The following is a 22,058-nucleotide window of genomic DNA, read 5'->3' as shown; positions in this document are numbered from 1 at the left end:
GAAATACAATTTAAATGTATGGTTTCAACACGAAAGGAGCAAACAACACGATGGAGTATGAAACTTTTGATTTGGGTGACGTATCTTTGCAATCTGGACTGACGTTGCCGAACGCTTTTCTTGCCTATAAGACTTACGGAACATTAAACGAAAAGAAAGATAATGTCATTGTGTATCCAACGGCTTTCGGCGACCAGCATGTTCAAAATGAATGGTTAATTGGGAGTGGGATGGCACTCGATCCGGAGAAATATTTTATTATCGTTCCGAATCTGCTGGGCAACGGATTATCTTCGTCTCCTAGCAACACACCTCCTCCATTCGACCGTGCTAAGTTTCCGCAGGTGACCATCTATGACAATGTCATGCTCCAGCATCGGCTGATTACCGAAAAGTTCGGCATTCAAAAGATTGCTCTCGTAGTTGGATGGTCCATGGGAGGCATTCAGGCCTTTCAATGGGGTGCAAGTTTTCCTGAGATGGTGGAGCGAATTGCACCTTTCGCGGGAATTGCCAAGCCGTGGCCGCATACCTTTGTTGTCTTGAAGAGTATGGAAGCTGCGCTGCTATCTGCGGTTGGTTTCGATTCAAGCAAACTAAACCAGCTGACTTTTGAAGACATGCGCGCCGTTGGCCGGGTCTATGCGGGATGGGGATTATCGCATGCGTTTTATAGAGAGGAGCATTATCGTAAGATGGGATTTGACTCCTTAGAAGATTTTGTGGCTGGCGTCTGGGAAGATAGCTTTATGAAGATGGATCCACATAATGTCCTAGCCATGTTATGGACAGGCCAACATGCGGATATTAGTGCAAACCCCTCCTATAACGGAGATTTTGATAAAGCGCTTAAGAGCATTAAAGCTCTCGCCTGCATCATGCCGGGAAGCACTGACCTCTTCTGCACAGCGGACGATAATGAATACGAAGCTAAGCTTATACCTAATGCAGTCTTTAAACCAATCCCTTCGATCTGGGGCCATTTTGCCGGTCGCGGAATCAACAGTGCCGATAATCAATTTATTGATGATCACCTAAAACACTTGTTAGCCAATAGACAACTAAAATAACTCAATTATCAAGTTAGTCAAGTCATAAGCTATATTTAAATTGCCCCTACTAAACCTTGAATCTTGAACTAAAAAATCTGCCGGTTGCTCGGCAGATTTTCCTGTGATCGTGCGAAGATATCCAACAGTAGCCTTACATTAGCGCATAAAAGACAGCTGATCGTTAACTACTGGCTCCTCAATGTCTATATTCAACAAACGATCTGAATCCAAATCCGTTCCAACGCTAGGAATGGTATCCTTTTGAATATGAAGGAGCTTCTCACTAATATCCCATAACTTCTTTGCGGACGCCGGATCAATGGCCCAAGGACGAACGCCATATTGAAGCTGGCTGTCTGCCGGTACGACCTCAGCGATATCGCAGTCCTCACAATAGACGCCGCCCATGCCATTCAGCATTGGACTTACCGCACACCAAACCGAAGTAGCGGCACCTTGCTCGACAGTTTTAAAGCCACCGGATGAAGTATAGGTACCGTCTACATTGCGAGTAACGCCCCATGCCGCCAAATCTTCGTTACTCAAATGCCGAACCAAACCGGACAAGATCGCTCCGGGGTGAACTGCGAATGCGCGAATCCCGTATTCTTGCCCGCGGCGATCGAGCTCCACGGCGAACAACGAACACGCAGTCTTCGACTCCCCATAAGATATGTTTTTATCATAAGGCCTTTTGTTAAAATGCAGGTCATCGAAATCGATCGGTCCTATCATGTGACCTATGGACGAAAGCGCGATGACTCGTGCATTACCAGAACGCTTCAAAGCTTCCCACAAGCGTAACGTCAGTTGAAAATGCCCGAGATAATTCGTAGCGAAATGGGTATCGAACCCGCGTGCGTCTTTTCGTTCAGGGGTAAAACTTACGCCAGCGTTTAAAATAAGCAGATCCAGCTCTCGACCAGAGTTCATAAATGCTTTTGCAAATGCTTCAACCGAGTTCGGATCCATTAGGTCGAGTCCGATTACCTCGACATTAGGAAGAGAAGCAAGAATTTCTCGTGCGCGCTCCACGCTTCTGGCACCGACAATAACGGTTGCCCCGGCACCTGCTAACACGCGAGTTGTTTCAAGTCCGATCCCACCATGCCCACCTGTTACGATAACTGTCTTGCCATGAAGGTCTTGACCAGCTACAATTTCTTGCGCGGTTGTTTCGGGTCCGTATCCGGAATGCAGCGGTTTCTGCTCAGTTATCATAAGCTAATGCTCCTTTAAAGTGTTTTTCAAATAATGTAGGATAGATTTTCCTGTACCGATAATTAATATTCATGTTTTCCGCCCATCAAAAAATAGGCTAACCAGTATATTCTGGTTAGCCTATTGATACGAAAAGCCGCGTATACGCGGAATTTCGTTGCTTATTTAGAATTCGTTTGATGCCGCAGTCTGTTACTTTATAGGCTTCATAAGTCGCTTCGAGAGTTCATATGCGCTTCGTTCCACCCAGTTGTGGGCGAGCTTCCCATCACGAACCTCCCATACCGCGATGCCGGTAAGCTGAATCGGGCGATCGTCGGGCAGAGAACCAAGTACGCCTTGGTTGTATCCCGTGACTACCCATCGCGATACAACGCGCTTGCCGTCGGCGCCGCTGAACATATCAAGGCTTTTTAACTTGATGTCGCGGATCTTCGAAGTGAATGTTCGTGCCCACTCCTTAAATGCAGCGCGACCCACAATGTCACCGTCCGCGTTCGAGAGAATAAAGTCATCCGTACAGAGACGGTCGATGACATCGAGGTTCTGCGGAAGGTTGTAAACGTTGGCCCATAACTCCGTTAGAAGCTCTTCGCCGATATTGCTGGATAAATTCATATGATCACCTCGTGTCGATTACACGGAATAGCCAAAATTACTCATCGACTGACCCGCTTTAGTTATTTTATGAAGTCCAAATGTTAATTTCTAAGTGTTAACGGTATTAAGCGAGTATTGGTGGCCCAATAATGAAGGTGTCATTCTGCTCGGCCAGTCTCCCAATTTCCTCGATTGAATGTCGGCCGATTTCAGGAAAGAAGTCATCGATTCCGCCTGGTGCGAAGGTGAAAAGGATACGTCCACTATTAGGCCCGACGTTTGCCCACGCATGAGGTACGCCTCGTGGAACCACGATACTCGTGCCTGGAGCAGCCTCTAATTCCTCCTCACCCACTTGGAAACGGAACGTTCCTTCAAGAATCTCGAATATCTCTTCCCTTTCCTTATGAATATGCTTTGGCGGACCAATCAAAGCTGGTACACGCGCTTCAATGACGGTTATTGCTCCGCCAACTTGACTGCTGTGAATACGAATAGCCATTTGTTCGCCCGGCATCGTATCGAACCATTCGAGATCCTTGGCGAAAGTAACAGCTGCTTTGTTTAAAGCCCTATTAACCTGTTCCATTTTCATTTCTCCTCGCTATCCGTTTTTATCTTATCTATCCGCTGCACCAACACTTTCTCTTATATGACAAACTTTTGACCTATCAGTTGTTCGCTAAGGCTCCAGAGCCGATCGGCTGCTTCGGCGTCAACCGCATACGGCATCACACCGGAATCCGTTAAGGTTGAATCGTTGTCCAAATAAAAGTCCGACTCAGCGTCATGCCCGAGAGAAGCGATATCACAGTTCTCACAGTAGACGCCGCCCATATTGTTAAGCTGTGGACTCGTCGCGCACCATACGCTGGTAGCGGCCCCTTGTCCTACCGTCTTAAGATTTTTCGCGGGGTCGAGAACAGGCTGTCCGTGCTCGTCAATGACGCCGGCCGCTCGAAGTTCCTCCTCCGAAAGATGTTTTTCGAGACCTGTGCCGACAATGCTGCCCGGATGAAGGGAGAAAGCCCGAACGCCGTCGGCCTGACCGCGTTTGTCCAGTGCGACAGCGAAGAGAATGTTGGCCGTCTTGGACTGGCCATAAGCTGCCCAGCGATCATAGTCGCGTCGATCGAAGTTGGGATCATCAAATACGACAGGCGAAAAGTGATGCCCCCAAGACGAAACCGACACCACCCGTGCGCCATTTGCCTTGCGCAGCGCTGGCCATAGCCGTGCAACAAGCTGGAAATGACCCAAATGGTTCGTCGCGAATTGCGATTCATATCCCCTCGTATCGCGGAACAGCGGAGACGCCATAATGCCTGCGCTGTTTATCAGGATATGCAATGCTTGTCCGGTGGCAAGAAACTTGTCTGCAAACGCATTAATCGAGGAAGAGTCCATCAGGTCCATCACTTCAATATCAACGCCGTCGATGTTTGCAAGAGCGTTCACCGCTCTATTGTAGTCACGCGTTGGAACGATAACCTTGGCGCCAGCTGAACGCAACACACGTACGGTTTCAAGACCGAGCCCGGAATAACCTCCGGTAACGATGGCGGTTTTGCCGGAAAGATCAATCCCTTTAATAACGTCTTCAGCTGTTACAGAAGCTCCAAACCCGGAGCCGATTGGTGTTTGCATTGTTGTCATCATAAAGTTCCCCTTTAAAGGTTAGTATAATAAATGGCTTATCGAGCGTTTGCTATCCGTATTGTAATGTTAGCCGCAAAGTCCAGCTCGTTCAGTTGGCAACCCCATATTGTAATTTTTTATTTATGCGTGATCATCATAATAAGTCTCCTTTATTGATATTTAGACAAATAACGTTTAATGTCTATATGCATATAGTATACGACTAGACAAAGTTTGTAAAGTGTATAATAATTACATCATGGACGATAAAAAAAAGCTTCATATACTAACCGTTGCATTGGACGTGTTTTTCAAGTATGGCTATAAGCGAGTGTCAATGAATGAAATAGCAGAAGCCGCCGGCATTTCTCGTGCGGGCCTCTATCTGTATTTTAAGAACAAGGAGGAAGTTTTTAACGCGACGATTCTTCATTACGGCGACCTTCTTATTGAAGAAATAGTGGAAGGGCTTAGTTCGAGGAAAACGCCTGAAGACAAAATTTTATATGCGTTCGAGGTATGGTCAATTAACAATTTTGATCAATCGTTGGATTCACCTGAAGTAAAAGAAATGACTGAAAGCTCCTATACATTTGCTCAAGAGGCACTCCATGCGAGCTACAATAAGCTTGAGGTTGTTCTGGTCTCCATCTTGGAATCCCAGTTGAAATCGGCCAACTGCCTAAATAGCCTATCCTCTGAGAAATTGGCTCATCTTTTAACAAGTGCAAGCCGCGGGTTTAAGATTGTCGCCAGAAACTCTTCGGAGCTTCGCGAAATGATTGAAGATTTGCTTCGATTGATTCTTAACAACTAGGAGAGAATGTTTCATCTCTTGCAATCCGGAAAGCCGACTATAGATCGGCTTTTTTGCTTTCTTTATTTTTCTAAATATCTGCACAAAAATCACGCTATCCTTCAGTCAATAAAAATGGCAGCTGAGCAGCTGCCTTGGTTAAGTTGATAAAACGGCAGCTCATTATTTGTGAGCTGCCGTCCTGTCTTTATTAAGCTATCGTAATTACGTTAGTTGAAAAGGACTTGCCGAGTCATCCAAGTTTATATTTGCATGTTTCACAAACCGCCTGGAACGCATCTAAATCCTTGAAAGCACCCGTTCGTTTAATCCATTCTCGTATTTCCTCCGCAGTATCTGTGGGACCACCACGTCCAGCGAAAAAATATTCCCAGCATAAGCCATGAGCTATAACCTTTTGTACCGCTGGACAAAACCATTCGTCTTCCACGCAGCTCCCCCGATCTTCCTTACATGAGATATTCTGTATAACTGCCTTTAACTTCAGTATTAGGCCACCGGACTTCAAACGTCAGTTGGTTAATTTAATTGAACTAATGCTGCCCGTTAGCCATCCATGCATCTGTTTCTGCACCACAGAGCATTAAAGTTAATACGTTCTTTCATGGTAGCTTAATAAATCGTGCATTATCAAGATATCAGTTACTGTCTTGGTTACGCTAAGCACAGTCCTCCTAAAAAACCAATTTTATATTACACAATTAAGCAGGAATTCAAATTACGTCGATAACCCGATGCCCGCCCTCATCGCTATAAATCATAACGATCTTATCACTTTTACAGACCTGGGAAATACAGGGAATCTACTCTGTCGGGAATGAGATCAAGTTCTTGTCATTATGATTTGACAACAAGATTATCCCATAACAAAAAAAGCAGCGATTTTAGCGGCCTTAAATGAGATAATGTTCTTGTCATCCGACACTTGCTTATAATTGTGTCACAAATAATCACTTGCTTTCATCTTTGTTTTTATCACTATCATAAAATGCTTACTCATGTCCATAAAAATAAGCGTTGCCGGATTAATGACAACGCTAATTGTTTTTTTATATTTTTAATCGAGCTATTGCCTTGTTGTTACCACACTCCCGTAAACATTTGGTTTGAATTCCGAACTTCCGGCCATCCATGGTAGCAGTAGCATTGCTGGTCAATCATCGATTCACCGCATATCGCTCCAACTTCATTTCGTTCCCAGACCTTCGCGCGGATGCCGACGGATCAATTCCTGCGCCGCCTCGCCTCTTCCGGTTTCCTCAAGCCGAGTTATATAGTCCTTCAGATGGCCCTTCGCATGGTAGGGCCCTCCTTCCCGGATTACCGTCCACAGCGGGTCGATATCGCTCTTCATCGAAGCCATCATGCCATCATGCCATTCATTCAAGTAATAGACCGCCTCGCGGCACAGAGCCTTGCACGACTCAGCCAGATTATGCTGCTCGTGCGGATCTTCCTTCAAGTTGAACAGCATCTCTTTATCGAACAAGTGGAACCCGTCATGATACGTTCGAATGTACAGATAATCCCCGAAGCGAACGCTGCGCTGACAGACATGCGCGCATTGGGAGACGACGAGATACTCCCGCTCTCTGCCCACGGACGCTCCTCCCGTCAGAACCTGCGCATAGCTCGATCCGTCCCAGCCCGGCTGCGGTTCTTTGCCCAGCAGCTGCGCGAGCGTCGGCAACAGGTCCAGATGATAATGCAGTCCTTCGTCTACCTGACCCCGCGCCAGTCCCGGCCACCGGATGATCATCGGAATCCGGCACGTCCCTTGGTCGGCAGTCCCGTGTTCGCCATAGATGCCAAGCTCGCCCATATTCTCGCCGTGATCGGCGGTAATGATGACAACCAGATCATCCATGACTCCCTGTGATTCCAGCGCCTTGAACAGCTGCCCGATATTGTCGTCCATATAGCGAATGCCAGTGTCATAGCCGTCGATCATCCTGCGCAGCCCCTCCCGGTCCTTGAATTCGCCGGGATGCCTCGGATACTTGGGATTGGTAATGTTATCGAACATATTGATCTCCTGCGCGCTGTGTGGACCTACCTTCATCGTCGTATGCGCGAGCAGAACCTCGTCCGTTATCCAATCCGGCAGCGGCTCGTCTTGGAAAGGATGGCCGAAAGCATCCGGAGCCCTGTACGGCGTATGCGGATCCCAATAATTGACGTACAGGAACCAATTATCTTGACTCGCATTCCGCTCGATCCAATCCAGAACGACTGGCGTGACCTCTTCGGCCGACTCCATCCCGCCTCGTCCGGTATTGTGGATCTCGTTGAAGCCGGCGTAGAACGTCCACGCCGAGTGGCGCTCGCCGAACGGGCTGATCAGCGCGGTGCGAAGGCCGGCGGACCGCAGCAGCGAAGGGAAGCTCTCATGATTCAGCCGGCTGCGGAATTGACGGTCTTCGCCGTCATGCCTCACATCACCCGCGGTTCCGCCATGGCCGACGACGCCGTTATGAATACCGAATCGTCCGGTCATTAGCGCGGTACGCGATGGAAAGCACGGCGCATCCGAGGTGTAATAGTTCGTAAAACGCACCCCTTCTTCGGCGATCCGGTCAATGTTCGGTGACGTATTCCGATGATAGCCGTAGCAGCCGAGATGATCGGGCCGCGTAGAATCCAGGTCGAGCAGCAAAATTCTCATGTCGAGCACTCCTTTGAACATTGTTAATAGTCTGTCCGCGGCATCCCGATGCCCCTAGATACTGCCCTACCCTTTCACCGCACCGGCGATCCCGTCTACGAAGAAACGCTGCAGCAGTAAAAAGATGACGATGATGGGCACGAGGGCGATCGTACCTCCGGCCGCGATTCCTGTCCAATCTACGATATTCTCGCCGCGCAGCGCGTATAACCCGACCGCCAGCGGCCGGATGTCCGGCTTGCTTAACGTCAGCACGAGCGGCAGAAGGAAGGAATTCCACGTCCAGATGAACTGCATGATGATCATGCTTCCGATGACCGGTTTGGCGAGCGGGAGCATGATTGAGACGAAGGTCCGAAAGAACCCGCAGCCGTCGATAATGGACGAATCCTCCAGCTCCCTTGGCAGCTGGCGGAAGAACCCGGCGAACAAGAGCACGAAGACGACATGGCTGCCGCCGGACTCCGCCGCGATTACGCCGGGCAGCGAATTCATCAGCCCGAGCTTCTTGATCAGCTCGAAGATCGGGATGATCGCGAACTCGAGCGGGACGAACATGCTGGCCGCAAATAGAGCCACGATCAGCCTTTTGCCGCCGAACGAATAACGCCCGATCGCGTAGCCGCAGGTAGCCGTCACGAGGAAGACGATGAGGATGACGGTAACCGTAATGACGACCGAATTGACGAAATACTGGCTGAAGTTCCCTTCGTTCCATGCCCGGCTTAGGTTCGCGAAGTGTAACGAGCTCGGAATGAGACTGAGCCCGTTGTTAAAGAATTCCTCCTCCGTTTTGAAGGAAGCGGCGACCATCCATAGGAACGGATACACCCAAATGACGAGCAAACCGGCGGAGACGAGGTACAGCAGTACTTTTCTGACGGTCCGCAGCACCTTCTTGGCGGCAATCGCGTTCATCGCTTCACGCTCCTTTCACTGCCGCGCCTACCAAGACCGGTGCACAGCCGCTGGATGACGCCAATCGCGAGCACGGTCGCCGCGAACAGAATGCCCGCCGCCGATGCGTAGCCGAGTCTAGGCAGGCCGAGCTCGCTGGAGAACGCGTAACGGTAAATATAGGTGGACACGACATCCGTAGCGAAGAAAGGTCCGCCGTCGGTCATCGTTTTCACCAGATCGAATACTTTCAACGCGCCTGCGATATCGAGCAGCAGAATGATCAGGCCGATTGGCACGATTAGCGGCAGCGTTATGTACCGGAATACCGCGAAGAACCCGGCGCCATCCACTTTGGCCGCTTCGTGCAGTTCGCGCGGAACGCTCTGCAAACCGGCTAGCCAGTACACGACGTTAATGCCGAGATTTTTCCATACGTAGATGATAATGACCGTGAACAGCGCCCAATCCGCATCGCCCAGCCAGTTGATCGGCGAATTCAGGATGTGAAGACGCTGAAGCAGCCAATTGACCGCGCCGTCGGACGCCCAGATGTACACCATGATAATCCCGACGATCGAGGCGGTCGTCACCACGGGCAGGAAGATAACCGTACGGTAAAAGGCTGCGAAGCGCAGTTTCGGATGATTCAGAATGACCGCTGCGGCAAGCGCAAGCCCAATCTGCAGCGGGACGGCGCCCAGCATAAAGACAAATGTGTTTCGGTACGCCTTCCAGAAGTACGAATCGGCGATCAGCGATTTGAAATTATCGAGACCGATAAAGGCGGAACGAGAATCGAGCCCCGACCAGTCCAGCAGCGAATAGTACCAGCTGACCGCGATCGGCCAGCCCGTAAACAAGAGGAACAGTGTCAGATTCGGCAGCACGAACAGCCAGCACCAAAACTGGACACGAGTATGGCGGGATCGTGCTGTCCGCCCCCGTCCCAATGTTCCCTTAGAAGGTAATACTTCAGTTTGCAATTTCATGGCGTCCTCCTTCAGGGAGAGGAATAGGGATAACGCCATTCCTCCACACCAGTGCATGGCTTCCTAGATCATTTGGCTGCAGCATAATCATCAGCCTCGTAATTCTCCAGCGGCTTCCAATTAGCGAATTCAAAATCCTTGGCGTCGACCGCGGCGCCGTTCTTCTTTGCCGCCTCGATCGCCTCCGACCACGCGCGGTCCAGCTGCTCGGACAGTTGATGAAGCTTCTTGGGCGCATCCGAGATCGCGCCGCCGACCACGCCGGCCAGCAGCTCGCCCAAGCTTGGATGCACGTCCTTGAACGCCGCGAACACTTCGGAGACGGCAGGGTTCAAGATGTTCGGATCCGGGACCATCCGGCCATACTGATTCGCGATATCGTAATATTGCTTTAGCTGCTCGGAAGTCGCATATTTCTCATTAATGCCTTTAACGACGGAGAAGGAATCGCCGGTCTCCACTTTCTTCGCTTGGAAGAAATCGCCGCCGTAGTATTCCTTCAGATAGAGCGCTGCTTCCTTCGGATGCTCCGACTTCGCGGACAAGCCGAGCCAGCCTCCTGAGCTGGTCAACGGAAGCGCGCCTTTCTGCCGGCTGTCCGGAACCGGAGGCGGCGCGACGCCGAAGTCAAGCTCGGGGTTATCCCGCTTCCATACCCCGACATTCCAGGCGCCTTGAATAATGAACCCGGCCTGGCCTTGCGCGAATAGTGCCCGGGCTTCCGGCGCGGACAGGCTCATCGTCTTCGGATGATAGCTGCCGTCCTTGGCGATCGATTGGAACAGGTCGAATAGACCCAGCACGGCCTCCGAATCGTACGTCGTTTTCTTCGTGACGAGGCTAATCGGCGACTGGCTGTTCAATCCGCTTCCTGCAAGGGCAGACCAGTCTCTTGCGGCATCCGTCCAGCGGTTCGTCTGTTTGCCGCCTTCGATAATGCCATAATACTTCCCGTGGCCCGCTTCCGTAATTTTCTTGGCGGCTTCGCGGAATTCGTCGTACGTGGCCGGCGGCTTCTCGGGATCAAGCCCCGCCTCCTGGAACAGCTTCTTATTGTAGAAGAGCAGCGTGCCCGGCAGAGACAGCGATTCGGGAATCGCATAGATCTTGCCGTCCACCTTCGTCGTCCCCTCTTGGAACGTCCCTTCAATGAACAAGCTCTTAAAACTGTCGTCGATGTAAGGGTCAAGCGGCTGGAACCAGCCGTCCTTCACCAAGGTCGCCAGCTTCATGCCGGTCGGGATCGGGAACAGATCCGGCGCCTCTTCCGACTTCACCGCCGTTAGAATCGTGTTCTTGAACTGGTCAATCGTTAGCTGTGTGTATTCAATCTTGATATTGGGGTATTTCTCCGTAAACTTCCGGTGGAACTCCTCCCGGATTGCCTTCGTGCTGTCGCTCCAATCCATTACGCGCAGCGTCACTTGCTCGGCCTGCCCCGTGTTTGCTCCCGCGTTACTCGTCTGCTCCGAGCCTTCGGCAGGCGCAGACGCATTCGACGAGCATGCCGACAATAAGCTCATTGCGGCAAGCAGCATCATAGCGGTTCTCTTTTTTCGCTCAAGCCCCTTCATTAATATTATTCCTCCCTGTATACTATGATATAAACTAATAATACCCGATCGCCCGGACCAGGTCATGTAGAATCCAACGGCTTCGTGTACAATTCTCTCTCTAAAAGAAAAGAGGCTGCTGACATGTTATCGCTTATTTCCGTTCATTACGACAACCGTATCCCAAACTGGCGCAACGGCATGGCCAGGCTGACCTGCAATATTCTGGCGCTCATTACCGAGGGCAAGATCCGCTATACAGTCAACCAGAAATCCTATATCGCGGTCAAAGGCGATCTGCTTTTCATCCCTGCGGGATCGTGGCGGGCTAGCGAGAATTACGAAGGGGAGCACGCCAAGCTAACATTGCTGTTCAACTATGGCGAGGAAGAAGCCGGCGAGATTGAGCTTCTGGCAAGGTCCGAATTCCGCATCGGCAAGCTGCGCAGCTTCGAATATATCCGGCACCGCTTCGAGCGGCTGTACCGGGAATGGACCGTAGAAGGGAAGAATCGCCGGATGGTCTCCACCGGAATTGTGCAGGAGATCATCGGCATTGCCACACGTGAGATGGAAAGCTCAGACATCGCGCCCAATAAGCTCAAGCTTGCCGGGAAGCTCCAGCAGTTTATGGTGGAGCATTACCGGGATGCCATCCCGATCGACCAGCTGGCCGGACTTATCCAGCGGTCCCCGAATTACACGATCTCGCTCTTTCGCGAGGTCATGGGATTGTCCCCGATCCAGTACATGCACCAGCTTCGGATGAAGGAAGCTTGCCGGCTGCTCGGCGGTTCAGATCTAACGGTATCCGAAATTGCCACGTTCCTCGGTTATTACGACCACTCCTACTTCTACCGCATGTTCAAAAAGCATACGTCCTTGTCCCCGTCCGCTTACCGGTTGAACGGATCAGCCGAGGCTGCCCTTACCAAACCTCACGCAAGGCACTATTAATCGGGGTCTTCTCGTTGCCTCTGTACGTGGTAAGGCATTTTGCGCTGCTGGGCATCATAAACCGTTCATTTCCGAGGATCACGGGGCTGTATAGAAGTTCTTGTCTTGAGAAAACGACAAGAACTTCTATACAATAAAAAAGCCGCAGTTTATGCGGCTTTCGTAGTATATATGTTCTTGCCATCCGACATTCGTGCATTATCAAGATATCAGTTGCTGTCTTGGACACGCTAAGCGTAAAATTCATAGTAAGAGCTCCAGGGTTTATCTCCCCACGTTGAACAATGCCAACTAAGATCCGTGGTAGTTTTCCAATTAACTTAAAGATGGACTGCTGCCGCAGTTTACAACTTTTTTTTAGTCTACGACTATTCCGGCGGAAGGTGGCGAACATATAAACGCGGCCACCATACGCATGGACTTCATGCGCCCAGAATTTCTGCTAGGTGAAAAAGTCATCCTGCGGCCGATAGACGGGGTATGGGCCCTCCCATGCAGTCAAATCCCGGCTTACATACGCATCGAAGCCGGTTCCTTTGCCCCTATATTCGCATCGGTGCTGCCGAACAAGTAAAACAACTGTTCCCCGTTGCGTTCAAGCGGCAGTACGTACGGGTCTCGGATCTGAATATCGATTTTACTACGCATAATATCAATTTCTTCACGAATATTCGTCAACAATAGGTCGGAAAAATCAACCCGATGTCACGCTTCTTCCGCATCACCCCATCATCGAAGGCAAGCAGTTCGTTTCCCTTGACAATAAACGGCAACTCCATGCCCCTGTAGAAAAGCGTTCCTTCGACTGTCCGCGCGCTTAACCCAAGCACTCCTTTCAGCAAGCCCTTGCGATCTGTAATAATCCTTACGCCCGCAGGGAATCTTGCCATGCTTTTCCCGTCTTTCAGAATTTCGCTTTCTTCCGGCAGGTTGACCAGCTCAAAGGTTATTCCGTCAACGGTGCGCGAGTATGCGGTATGATGGGCGATCTCCTCGCCGTGGTCGAAGTCGTACGGCACCAGACCGCTGAACCACAGCTCCCCCTCCGGCGTTGGCATAATGCCGCACAGCCGCTCCACGTAATCAAGCACGCACAGAATGGCAGGCGAATACGATTCCGTAAAACCCTCTTCCCCCGTCCAAGGACTGAGGCATTGCCCGAAGCGCTTCATATTCGCTATCGCGGCCAGAATCGGGTACATCACCCACGTAAGCTCCACATGTCGGCCATGATGTTCGAAGGCGTGCGGAGCGCGGATCAGGCTCAAGAAATTGGTCGGGCCTCCCCAGCTGTTATAGCTCGAGAAGGGGTCAAACCGCGGGTCGTCCATCGCCATCGAGGTGAACGGATATTTGGCAAAAAACTTGCGCGTATTCAGCAAATACCGCTCCAGCATCGCGTCAAAGAACGCCCTGTCGCCTACCTCGCAGGCCATGACGCGCAACAATACGTCAGATTGGACGCGGACGAAACGGCCTTGACGGTCTCTGTCGTAGAAGAAGTAGTCCTCCTCGTCGAAGCATTGCGCATACAGACTTTGAAGGCTTCGCTCCGCCTTCTCCCTCCATTCCGCTCCGCTGCCGCCGAGCACTTCGGCTATTTTGCCTAAATAGGTACGCTGACAGTAGACATTCGCGGTCAAATCCGGCGCGATGAAGGGAAGAATCGGCGAGTCCGGGTATACTTTTGCCGGGAAACCGAGATGCGGCGTGTCCGGCACATGCCAGAAACGCGGAGACAGATCATGACCGGTATCGAATGTGCAAAATGCCTCGACGGCTCCCGTCCCTCGCGTATCCCGATGCTCGGCAAGCCACTGGTCATGACGGCTCATGGCCGCGTACATCGCAGGCAAGAAATCCCCGTCTTGGCCATGAAGCGCGGCATGGTTCCATACGCAGCGGGCCAGCGGCGTAACCATCTGGATTTGGCGGAATACCGGTCCGTCAGCGGTGATTTTGTACGGCATCAGCCCGTCCTCGCGCTGGTGCGTTGCAAATGCGCGATAAGTCGATTCCGACACCGATGGTATGAAGCGGGACAGCAGCTCCGCGTTAATGGTGCCCGTGCTCTCCATCCAACAGCCGAGATAAATGCCGCCTTCATGCAGAATTGGCATAGGACCGCCTGTTGGCACGATGCAGTCCAGCAGTTTGCTTAGCGCGTTATAGTAGACCGTCTCCAGACGGCCCGTGGACGCGAACCGGACTCCGGAGCTCTCCCACTCCGCCAGCACCGCGGCGTCGGATTCTTTCTTAAATTCGCCGATTCTGCTAGCCGCATCCAAACTGCGGAGTCTGTCTAGCAAATGTTCTTTCATCATATAAAGGTTAACCTCCTTCACCCTTCCATGGGAGGGAATCAAAGCGCACGCCTTCAAAATCAAAAGGCAGGCCCTCAGCCTGCCTTTCTAGCCAACGCTAAGCGACGGTTGGTTCGCCAGTCAGCGCAGTAACCCCTTACTTGTTGCTGTCGAATATCTTCACCGTTCCGCTGTAGAAGTCGGTTACGGCTTGCTCGACTTTTTTCCGGCCAAAGCCGATTTCCTGCACGGTGGTCTCGGCTAGCTTCGAGAACTCTGAGAAGCCCGGCAGGTTGTAGCTGACGGCAAAAGGCTCGGTCTCCGCTTGTTTGGAGACGCGGCTCGTGTAATCGTAAATGAGGCTGTCGATTTCGTTTGCTTCGCCTTCGAGCAGCGTGCGGTTGGCGGCCGTGACCGGCACGCCGCGGTCATTGCCCAGGATTTTCGCCGCATCCGGATCATTGATCCAGAAACTCATGAGACGAGCAGCTTCGGCGGGATGCTCGGTTTTGGCATAGCCGGACATCCCCTGGCTCGATTCAAACACGACGCCGGTTCCTTTCGGGCCGCGCGGCACCTGCACAAGCGTCAGCTTATCCTGCGTCAGTCCTTGCATGGCGGTTAACTGGTTGGACGCGGCAAGCGTCATGGCCACCTTGCCCGTAAGCAAGAGCGATTTGCCCGTATCGGTTGGCGGATTCGACACTTGGAGCTCCGGCGTTACGACGCCGCCTGCCTCGGAGGTCTTCTGCCAGTAATCAAACCATGGCCGGATATCCGCTTCCGCGAAGCCAAGCTGATTGTTCGCCATATCGTACAGCTGCTTGCCATTTTGCTTCAGATAAATATCGAAGCCATCCACGGTGAAGTTATAGGTGCCGTAAAAGCCTTTGCCGAGTTTATCGGAGATCTGCTTGCTGATCGCCGCATAGTCGTCCCACGTCCAGCCGTCCTGCGGAACCGGAATGCCCGCTTTCTCGAACATCGTTGTATTAATCAGAATGCCCCTCGCATTGGCGCCGGCCGAGATATGCTGCAGCTTGCCGTCCAGCGTGCCGTATTCAATCATTGCTTTGTCCATATCCTTCAGGTTGAGCTCCTTGTCGATATATGGGCTGAGATCAAGCAGGACGCCTTTTTTCGCATAGTCGACTACATTCCCGCCAAGGAAGAAAACATCCGGTGCCGTTCCGGAAGCCAGCTGCGTGTTAAGCTTATCGAAATAACCGGAGCTTGGCGCAAATTCGCCAATAACCTTAATATCGGGGTTTTTCTCCATGAAGATTTTCAGCGCCTCGTTCGTCCGGTCGGCACGGGCTTGATCGCCCCACCACATGACGCGAAGCTCGACCTGCTCGCCTGATGCCTCCCCTCCCTCGGCCGGCTGCGTTGTGTTCGTCACCCCTTGATTGGAGGAACCGTTATTCGACGACTCTCCCCCTGCTGAAGGTCCGCCGCTTGTTCCCGAACAAGCGGCCATTACGGTCATTAGCGCCGTAAGCGTCAATGCTAACATCGATTTTTTCATATCGCTGCACTCCCCTTATTAGAACGTCTTAGTGTTAACCGCTTGCAATTCCATCGTAGCTGAAGTCCCGTTACGCGAGAATGAGAGTCCTTCGGCTCTTCGCTATCGATTTTTTCAGGTGGGTCTTACTTTAAGCCGGTCGTCGCAATCCCCTCGAGGAAATACCGCTGGAACAGGAGGAAAATGGCCGTGATCGGCAGGAGCGACAAGGCCGACATCGCCAGCAGTGCCCCCCAATCGGATTGCCCGGACGGATCGAACAAGGAACGGATGCCGAGCTGTACCGTGAACAGGCGGATATCGCTCAAGTAAATCATTTGACTGAAGAAATCGTCCCACGACCAGATGAACGTAAAGATCGCCGTCGTAATGAGCGCGGGTACGAGGAGCGGCAGAATGATGCGCCAATAAATTTGCCGCTGGCTGCAGCCGTCGATCCGTGCGCTCTCGTCGAGCTCGCGCGGGATGCCGCGGATGAACTGTACCATGAGCAGGATGAAGAACGAGTCATGGGCCAGCCATTTAGGCAGGATCAGCGGGAAATACGTATTGATCCACTGGAACTCGTTGTAGATCATATACTGCGGTACGAGCGTCACGTGATAAGGCAGCATGATCGTGACGAGCATCAAGGCGAACCATACTTTTTTCATCCGGAACTCAAGTCGTCCGAAGGCAAATGCCGCCAGCGAACAGGTGAGCACATTGCCCAGCACGCTCATAACCGAGATGAGCGCCGAGTTCATGAAGAACTTGCTGAAGGATACGCCATTGAGTCCGCGCCAGCCGTTGACGTAATTGTCGAGCGTGAATGCTGCCGGCCAGAGGCTTGTGTTCGTGAAAATCATCGTATTCGGTTTGAACGAGCTCGCGACCAGCCACAGCACCGGATAGAGCATGCCTATGCCGATTAGGATGATGATGAGATGTCTGGCGAGACGAGACAGGTTATGCCGCATCGTCATGCTTGTCTACCTCCCTTCCTTGCCGTCGCCGTAGAACACCCAATACTTCGAGGTGACGAACACGATGGCCGTGAAGATGGCAATGATGAGAAGCATAATCCAGGCAAGCGCGGAGGCGTAACCCATATCGAAATACGAGAAGCCTTTCAAATACAGATACAGTGTGTAGAACATCGTCGCATCGAGCGGTCCTCCACGCCCGTCTCCAATCATGAAGGCCGGCGTAAACGCCTGGAAGGAGTTGATAATGCTCATGATCAGGTTGAAGAAAATGACCGGCGACAGCAACGGCAGCGTAATCCGGAAAAATTGCCGCAGCTTACCGGCTCCGTCCACCTGGGAAGCCTCGTACAAATCGGCAGGTATTTGCTTGAGTCCAGCCAGGAAGATAACCATCGCCGATCCGAATTGCCAGACGGACAGCGTCACAATCGTATAGACGACATAGTCGGGATGGGAAATCCAGGACGGACCCTCAATGCCGATGCGGGCGAGCAGTTGATTGACTACCCCTGTCCCTTCGAACAGCTGTCGCCACACGATCGCAATCGCGACGCTGCCTCCCAGCAGTGAGGGCAAATAATAAACGGTCCGGTAGATGCCCAGCGCGCGAATGCCTTTGTTCAGCGCCATGGCGACAAGCAAGGCGAAGATCAGCCGCAGCGGCACCGACAGGAAGACATAAGTGAACGTAACGGTAAGCGATCTGGTAAACGTGCTGTCCTCGGTAAAGATGGCGGCATAGTTGCTGAGACCGATCCAGTCAGGCGGACTAAGCAGATTGAATTTGGTCATCGACAGGTACAAGGAACCTAGCATCGGACCAAGCGTCAGGCAAAAAAAGCCGAACAGCCAAGGCAGCAAGAAGGTATATGCGGTCAGGTTGTCCGAAGCTCCCGGCGGCTTGCGCATGGCATCGCGCCTCCTTTTCTCATAAGCGGTTGTGGTATGGGTTAAGCATACCGCCCCATGCGCATGACCGGAATTCGATTTCTTCGGCATCTCGTTTTCAATTTATTCAGGTCGCTTCTGCCGATACTCCGAAGGGCTCAGCCCATATACCCGTTTGAACTTGGAGCTGAAGTAGCTGGCATTCGAGAATCCGGTCAGCTCCGCAATGTCCCACAGACTCAGTTCCGTCTCCTCCAGCAGTCTGGTGGCCTGCTTCATTCGAACGTCGGTTACGTATTGAATGAACGTCTTGCCTGCCTTCGCCTTGAACAGCTCGGAGAAGTACGAAGGGTGATAGTTGAAACGTTCGGCGATCATCGATAAATGCAAGTCGATCATATAGTTTTCGTCGATAAATTGCCTTACGGCTTCAATGAGCGAGGACTCCCCCCGCTCCTCGGACGTATGGCGATCCGCTATGCGAATAGCGATCGGCATGAGGAAGCCGCTTGCTTTGGCCACCGAGTCAAGGCCCAGTACCTTCTCGGGACGAAGCCACAGCTGCTCGCCGCTTTCCAATGCGGCACGGGCAGCATGGGCAAGCGCTTCAAGCATGAGATACAGCTGAAAGATCACTTTTGTGAACCGTGACCGGGAGATCTGGAACGCTTCTTCCAGCTCGCGTCTTAACGTACGCTCGAAGGACGCGATTGCGCCTCGCTGGACGAAGCTGCGCAGCACTTTCACCGTATCCTCGGACAGCGCAGCTTGTCCTTCCGCCGCGCCTCGCGCCGAATCCTGCATTCCCCGGTCGGCCAGATTCCACGTCAGCAGCGAGGACATGTAGCCTTCGCTCCATTGTTTGAGGCTCCTTACGGAATGACCGATGCCAATGAACGGCTCCATGCCGATGTAAGCCGTTATATTCCTCTTTAGCGATTCGGTTAATAACGCGAGTTCTTTGTCATCCAGGATAGAGACGATATGGACCAATCCCGGGTAGCTTGAATCGCGGAACATGTTGGCGGATTCGCCGTATGCGCTCAAGCTTTCGCGGCAGACCAGCTCAAACGGCAGATGCATCTGATCCGGTGACCGGTCTTGGGCTGGCTGATTGTCGTTGTAAGCAAGCGGCCGAAGTCCGACCGTCAGGAATCGGACTGGGCAAGCGTCCCATTCACCTAGCTGGAACAGCTTGGCTCGCTCGAGCCGTTCGCGTTCATGGGCGAAATTCTCTTTGACGAGCTGGACGATGTATTGCTCCTTCATCTCTTTGTAATATTGCGACAATCGCCATTGCATAGCCGAAGCCTCGTTCTTCTCGGTCCGATCGTCGTCAAGCTCCTTGCGCAGCCGCGTCAGTGCCTCGCTTAATTCATCCCGGGCTACCGGCTTAAGCATAAAATCCCGGGCTTGATGGCGTACGGCAGCTTTCGCGTATTGAATATCCTCATAGCCTGTAATGACGAGCAGCCGAAGCTCCGGATAACGTTTCTCGCAAGCCTCGAGAAGGGAAACGCCGTTCATGAGCGGCATATTCATATCCGTAATCACGATATCGAACGCCTTTTCCGCCAGCATCGCCATCGCTTCGGCGCCGTTTCCCGCTTCCCCCGCAATCGTAAGGCCCAGCTTCTCCCAATGGACTTTAAGCTTTAAGCCCTGCCGGATTTCCGGTTCGTCATCCACGATCAATACTCGGTACATGCGCATGCTCCTCCCGGATCGGTAATAGGAGTTCAATGACCGTGCCTTCGCCCGGCACCGACTCGATGTGCAAATCAAAAAGCTCTCCGTAGTACAGCCTGCAGCGAGCAAGCACGTTTCCTAGTCCAATCTCCCGGCTGCGGCTGGTCAGCATCTGATCCAGCTGCACGCTGGCTGACTGGTCCTTCAATTTGACAAGCAGCTCCTCAGGCATACCCGGACCGTTGTCCGAGACGGATAACCGGAGCTGGCCGTTACGTCGACTGATCCGGATACGGACGATGGCGTTAGGCGATTGCCGAAAACTATATTTAACCGCATTCTCGATCAGAGGCTGGAGGATGAACTTGATGATCATTACTTTCTCCAATCCTTCATCGGCTTCCATCGTGACATGCAGCTTATCGCCGAAACGGACTTCAAGAATCGACAAGTAGTCCCGCACATAGTTCAGCTCTTCCTTAAGCCTGATCACGTCGTCGCTGATCCGCAGCGAGAAGCGAAGCATCTTGCCCAGGGACTCTATCACGTCGACCGTATCGTCCGTCCGCTTCTGCATGGCAAGAGAGCTCATTAGTTCCAGCGTATTGAACAGAAAATGAGGATTGATCTGCATTAGCAGCGCCTTATACTCCGCCTGCTGGCGAAGCAGCTTGAGCTCGAACTCGGTCTGGATATGGCTGCGAAGCTGGCCGACCATTTTGCGAAACGTCATCGTCACGAAACTCACTTCGCTTCTGACGCTGCGCACGGTTGGAATCCGTTCCTCCGCGCCTGCGAAATCGCCCCGCTGCACATGACGCATCGCCAAGACCAAGCGCGTGAGCGGCCTCGTAATGCCGTGCGATAACCATATCGCAATGAAAACGGATACAAGAAACAGTAAAATAGCGAATGTGACAATGCTGTCGCGCAGCGTATACAATTTCCCATACAAATCCTCTTCGCTTACGAAGCCAACCAGCATCCAGTCGGTGCGCCCCAGCTTTTTGTACACCACAATATCGTCGCCTTTCGCATGGCCGGAGGTATACTCTACGCCTTGCTTCTGCCGCCCGCCGCTCAGCTTCTCGATAAGTGCCGTCTTATCGGCATGCTGCCCGTATTCCGTCTGGGACAGCATTGGACCAAGCAGTTCATTCAGCAGGAAGATGGTTCCGCTCTCCCCGAGATGGATGCGGTTAAGCGGATCGAGCAAATACGCCGAGCTGATGTTGACCTTCATCACGGTCTTGGCCAATGCAGGCTCGAATTGGCCGATCGGCATCAGCAGGCTGATGACCGGCTTATTGTAGTATTGCTGCGAGTAGGGGTCCAGGTGCGCAGGTACCCATCGGACGCTTCGCTCTTTGAAATCCCGGTACCACGCCTCTTCTTTGAATGAGGGATCGAACGCGACTTCGTTGTTCATCCCAATTCGAAGACCGTCCTCCCGATAGATGAATACGGAGGAGACGATCGAATAATTGTTCGTCGTCTGGGTCAGGAAACGGCTGAACGTGATGTTCGCCAGACTTTTCTCCCCGGGCGACAGGTTGGGGTCCGTACTCGCAAGCTCCCAGCGATGGGTCAAATCGCTGTTGAAGACGAGTGACGAGAAATCGTACATTTGCGACTGCGCCATATCGATAAACGAGCCGTACTCGTCCATTTTTTCCAATGCAGACGATTCAACATAAGAGCGAATGATGGCGCGCGATTCTTTGAAGAGCAGAAGCGTCATGACTCCGAAGGACAGCACGAACAGCAGCACGAATGCGATAATCAGGCGGCTTTTGAGCGAATACAGCATACGAGACACTCCCTTATCGGTACAGCGAATACGAGACTATTGGCTGCAACTGCTAATGATGAAGATTATTGTCGTGGCAGATCTGCCTGTGTCCCTTATTGTAAGCGCGTTTTTGCATGAAAAGCTATACCGATCGCTTTGCGTCCAGTGAAAATAGAGTTTGAGTCTGATCGATTTGATTTAACGGGGCTTAGGGGGTCATAAATAGTTAGCTTTCAACAATTAAGTATTAGACTGGCGCAAAAAATCAAACAGCGGCGGACCAAGACTGAGTAATAAAGTCTTAGACCGCCGCTGGTGTCATTCAGCTAACGTTTCCGTTGAATCACTAGAAAACTTTGAAGGAATGAAACGTTAGCCAGACACTATGCTGCGCTTCTGCAATAGGTTCACAAATACGCCTGAAGGTAGGGGCACTATCAACTAAAGGGCGAATCTTATTACCGTGACACAGATTTTTCTCGACAAGGCCACTATAAT

General features: G+C 52.0%; 18 protein-coding genes. 3 read left to right on the top strand and 15 right to left on the bottom strand.

From position 1 onward, the window contains the following. Positions 1-50: 50 nt before the first annotated feature. A complete protein-coding gene (locus tag FHT67_RS04015; protein WP_167195907.1) occupies positions 51-1,070 on the top strand; it encodes an alpha/beta fold hydrolase in 1,020 nt (339 codons plus the stop codon). A 138-nt stretch (positions 1,071-1,208) separates the two neighbouring features. On the opposite strand, the gene FHT67_RS04010 is transcribed toward FHT67_RS04015, so the two are convergent. The 4 genes from FHT67_RS04010 to FHT67_RS03995 form a co-directional block, all read right to left on the bottom strand. Beyond that, complete coding sequence (locus FHT67_RS04010; RefSeq protein WP_167195904.1) at positions 1,209-2,273, bottom strand: SDR family NAD(P)-dependent oxidoreductase; 1,065 nt, start codon at positions 2,271-2,273, stop codon at positions 1,209-1,211. 192 nt (positions 2,274-2,465) lie between these two features. Then, positions 2,466-2,891, bottom strand: coding sequence for an ester cyclase (locus FHT67_RS04005; RefSeq protein WP_132304152.1), 426 nt, complete (start codon positions 2,889-2,891; stop codon positions 2,466-2,468). A gap of 106 nt (positions 2,892-2,997) precedes the next feature. After that, positions 2,998-3,462 (bottom strand): cupin domain-containing protein, encoded by a 465-nt coding sequence (locus tag FHT67_RS04000; protein ID WP_167195901.1) that lies wholly within the window; start codon positions 3,460-3,462, stop codon positions 2,998-3,000. Positions 3,463-3,521: 59 nt separating this feature from the next. Beyond that, a complete protein-coding gene (locus tag FHT67_RS03995; protein ID WP_132304148.1) occupies positions 3,522-4,529 on the bottom strand; it encodes an oxidoreductase in 1,008 nt (335 codons plus the stop codon). A gap of 241 nt (positions 4,530-4,770) precedes the next feature. Here FHT67_RS03995 and FHT67_RS03990 point away from each other — a divergent pair, with 241 nt between their 5' ends. After that, positions 4,771-5,328 carry a TetR/AcrR family transcriptional regulator gene (locus FHT67_RS03990; RefSeq protein ID WP_132304146.1) on the top strand — a complete coding sequence of 186 codons (558 nt, stop codon included), beginning with the start codon at positions 4,771-4,773 and terminating at the stop codon, positions 5,326-5,328. A 1,186-nt stretch (positions 5,329-6,514) separates the two neighbouring features. Here FHT67_RS03990 and FHT67_RS03985 read toward each other — a convergent pair. The 4 genes from FHT67_RS03985 to FHT67_RS03970 all read right to left on the bottom strand — a co-directional run bounded on the left by FHT67_RS03985 (position 6,515) and on the right by FHT67_RS03970 (position 11,456). Continuing rightward, entirely contained in the window at positions 6,515-7,993 is a 1,479-nt protein-coding gene (locus tag FHT67_RS03985) for a sulfatase family protein (RefSeq protein WP_167195898.1), read from the bottom strand. A gap of 66 nt (positions 7,994-8,059) precedes the next feature. Next, the gene (locus FHT67_RS03980; protein WP_207918098.1) at positions 8,060-8,911 is read right to left on the bottom strand and encodes a carbohydrate ABC transporter permease; all 852 of its coding nucleotides are present in this window, start codon (positions 8,909-8,911) and stop codon (positions 8,060-8,062) included. Further along, entirely contained in the window at positions 8,908-9,882 is a 975-nt protein-coding gene (locus FHT67_RS03975) for a carbohydrate ABC transporter permease (RefSeq protein ID WP_165930576.1), read from the bottom strand. The genes FHT67_RS03980 and FHT67_RS03975 overlap by 4 nt, the downstream gene beginning before the upstream one ends. A gap of 68 nt (positions 9,883-9,950) precedes the next feature. Then, positions 9,951-11,456, bottom strand: coding sequence for an ABC transporter substrate-binding protein (locus FHT67_RS03970; protein WP_167195895.1), 1,506 nt, complete (start codon positions 11,454-11,456; stop codon positions 9,951-9,953). Positions 11,457-11,579: 123 nt separating this feature from the next. On the opposite strand from FHT67_RS03970, the gene FHT67_RS03965 reads away from it, so the two are divergent. Next, positions 11,580-12,392, top strand: coding sequence for an AraC family transcriptional regulator (locus FHT67_RS03965; protein WP_167195891.1), 813 nt, complete (start codon positions 11,580-11,582; stop codon positions 12,390-12,392). 510 nt (positions 12,393-12,902) lie between these two features. Here the strand turns inward: FHT67_RS03965 and FHT67_RS03960 are convergent. The 7 genes from FHT67_RS03960 to FHT67_RS03930 all read right to left on the bottom strand — a co-directional run bounded on the left by FHT67_RS03960 (position 12,903) and on the right by FHT67_RS03930 (position 21,578). Then, positions 12,903-13,040: a hypothetical protein gene (locus FHT67_RS03960; protein WP_167195888.1), complete on the bottom strand. Its 138-nt coding sequence runs from the start codon at positions 13,038-13,040 to the stop codon at positions 12,903-12,905. A gap of 26 nt (positions 13,041-13,066) precedes the next feature. Further along, entirely contained in the window at positions 13,067-14,713 is a 1,647-nt protein-coding gene (locus FHT67_RS03955) for an MGH1-like glycoside hydrolase domain-containing protein (protein ID WP_167196854.1), read from the bottom strand. Between the two features lie 139 nt (positions 14,714-14,852). Then, positions 14,853-16,223, bottom strand: coding sequence for an ABC transporter substrate-binding protein (locus FHT67_RS03950; RefSeq protein ID WP_167195885.1), 1,371 nt, complete (start codon positions 16,221-16,223; stop codon positions 14,853-14,855). 125 nt (positions 16,224-16,348) lie between these two features. Beyond that, positions 16,349-17,188, bottom strand: a complete 840-nt coding sequence (locus tag FHT67_RS03945) for a carbohydrate ABC transporter permease (RefSeq protein ID WP_481856032.1) — start codon at positions 17,186-17,188, stop codon at positions 16,349-16,351. 6 nt (positions 17,189-17,194) lie between these two features. Further along, entirely contained in the window at positions 17,195-18,100 is a 906-nt protein-coding gene (locus FHT67_RS03940; RefSeq protein ID WP_132304134.1) for a carbohydrate ABC transporter permease, read from the bottom strand. Between the two features lie 102 nt (positions 18,101-18,202). Then, entirely contained in the window at positions 18,203-19,786 is a 1,584-nt protein-coding gene (locus FHT67_RS03935) for a response regulator (protein ID WP_167195882.1), read from the bottom strand. After that, complete coding sequence (locus FHT67_RS03930) at positions 19,761-21,578, bottom strand: sensor histidine kinase (protein ID WP_132304130.1); 1,818 nt, start codon at positions 21,576-21,578, stop codon at positions 19,761-19,763. The genes FHT67_RS03935 and FHT67_RS03930 overlap by 26 nt, the downstream gene beginning before the upstream one ends. Between the last annotated feature and the right edge of the window lie 480 nt (positions 21,579-22,058).

Origin of the sequence: Paenibacillus sp. BK720 (assembly GCF_011761545.1) — a bacterium.
In the GTDB taxonomy this organism is placed as follows: Bacteria; Bacillota; Bacilli; order Paenibacillales; family Paenibacillaceae; genus Pristimantibacillus.
Note: the sequence above shows the minus strand (reverse complement) of the source record. Positions and strands in the feature narration are given on the sequence as shown.

Excerpts from the sequence above, each read along its gene's own strand:
- FHT67_RS04000 (WP_167195901.1), bottom strand. The coding sequence starts at position 3,462 with ATGGAACAGGTTAATAGGGCTTTAAACAAAGCAGCTGTTACTTTCGCC.
- FHT67_RS03945 (WP_481856032.1), bottom strand. The coding sequence starts at position 17,188 with ATGACGATGCGGCATAACCTGTCTCGTCTCGCCAGACATCTCATCATC.
- FHT67_RS03970 (WP_167195895.1), bottom strand. The coding sequence starts at position 11,456 with ATGAAGGGGCTTGAGCGAAAAAAGAGAACCGCTATGATGCTGCTTGCC.
- FHT67_RS03965 (WP_167195891.1), top strand. The coding sequence starts at position 11,580 with ATGTTATCGCTTATTTCCGTTCATTACGACAACCGTATCCCAAACTGG.
- FHT67_RS03950 (WP_167195885.1), bottom strand. The coding sequence starts at position 16,223 with ATGAAAAAATCGATGTTAGCATTGACGCTTACGGCGCTAATGACCGTA.
- FHT67_RS03975 (WP_165930576.1), bottom strand. The coding sequence starts at position 9,882 with ATGAAATTGCAAACTGAAGTATTACCTTCTAAGGGAACATTGGGACGG.
- FHT67_RS04010 (WP_167195904.1), bottom strand. The coding sequence starts at position 2,273 with ATGATAACTGAGCAGAAACCGCTGCATTCCGGATACGGACCCGAAACA.
- FHT67_RS03955 (WP_167196854.1), bottom strand. The coding sequence starts at position 14,713 with ATGAAAGAACATTTGCTAGACAGACTCCGCAGTTTGGATGCGGCTAGC.
- FHT67_RS03995 (WP_132304148.1), bottom strand. The coding sequence starts at position 4,529 with ATGACAACAATGCAAACACCAATCGGCTCCGGGTTTGGAGCTTCTGTA.
- FHT67_RS04015 (WP_167195907.1), top strand. The coding sequence starts at position 51 with ATGGAGTATGAAACTTTTGATTTGGGTGACGTATCTTTGCAATCTGGA.
- FHT67_RS03960 (WP_167195888.1), bottom strand. The coding sequence starts at position 13,040 with ATGCGTAGTAAAATCGATATTCAGATCCGAGACCCGTACGTACTGCCG.
- FHT67_RS04005 (WP_132304152.1), bottom strand. The coding sequence starts at position 2,891 with ATGAATTTATCCAGCAATATCGGCGAAGAGCTTCTAACGGAGTTATGG.
- FHT67_RS03940 (WP_132304134.1), bottom strand. The coding sequence starts at position 18,100 with ATGCGCAAGCCGCCGGGAGCTTCGGACAACCTGACCGCATATACCTTC.
- FHT67_RS03935 (WP_167195882.1), bottom strand. The coding sequence starts at position 19,786 with ATGTACCGAGTATTGATCGTGGATGACGAACCGGAAATCCGGCAGGGC.
- FHT67_RS03990 (WP_132304146.1), top strand. The coding sequence starts at position 4,771 with ATGGACGATAAAAAAAAGCTTCATATACTAACCGTTGCATTGGACGTG.
- FHT67_RS03980 (WP_207918098.1), bottom strand. The coding sequence starts at position 8,911 with ATGAACGCGATTGCCGCCAAGAAGGTGCTGCGGACCGTCAGAAAAGTA.
- FHT67_RS03985 (WP_167195898.1), bottom strand. The coding sequence starts at position 7,993 with ATGAGAATTTTGCTGCTCGACCTGGATTCTACGCGGCCCGATCATCTC.
- FHT67_RS03930 (WP_132304130.1), bottom strand. The coding sequence starts at position 21,578 with ATGCTGTATTCGCTCAAAAGCCGCCTGATTATCGCATTCGTGCTGCTG.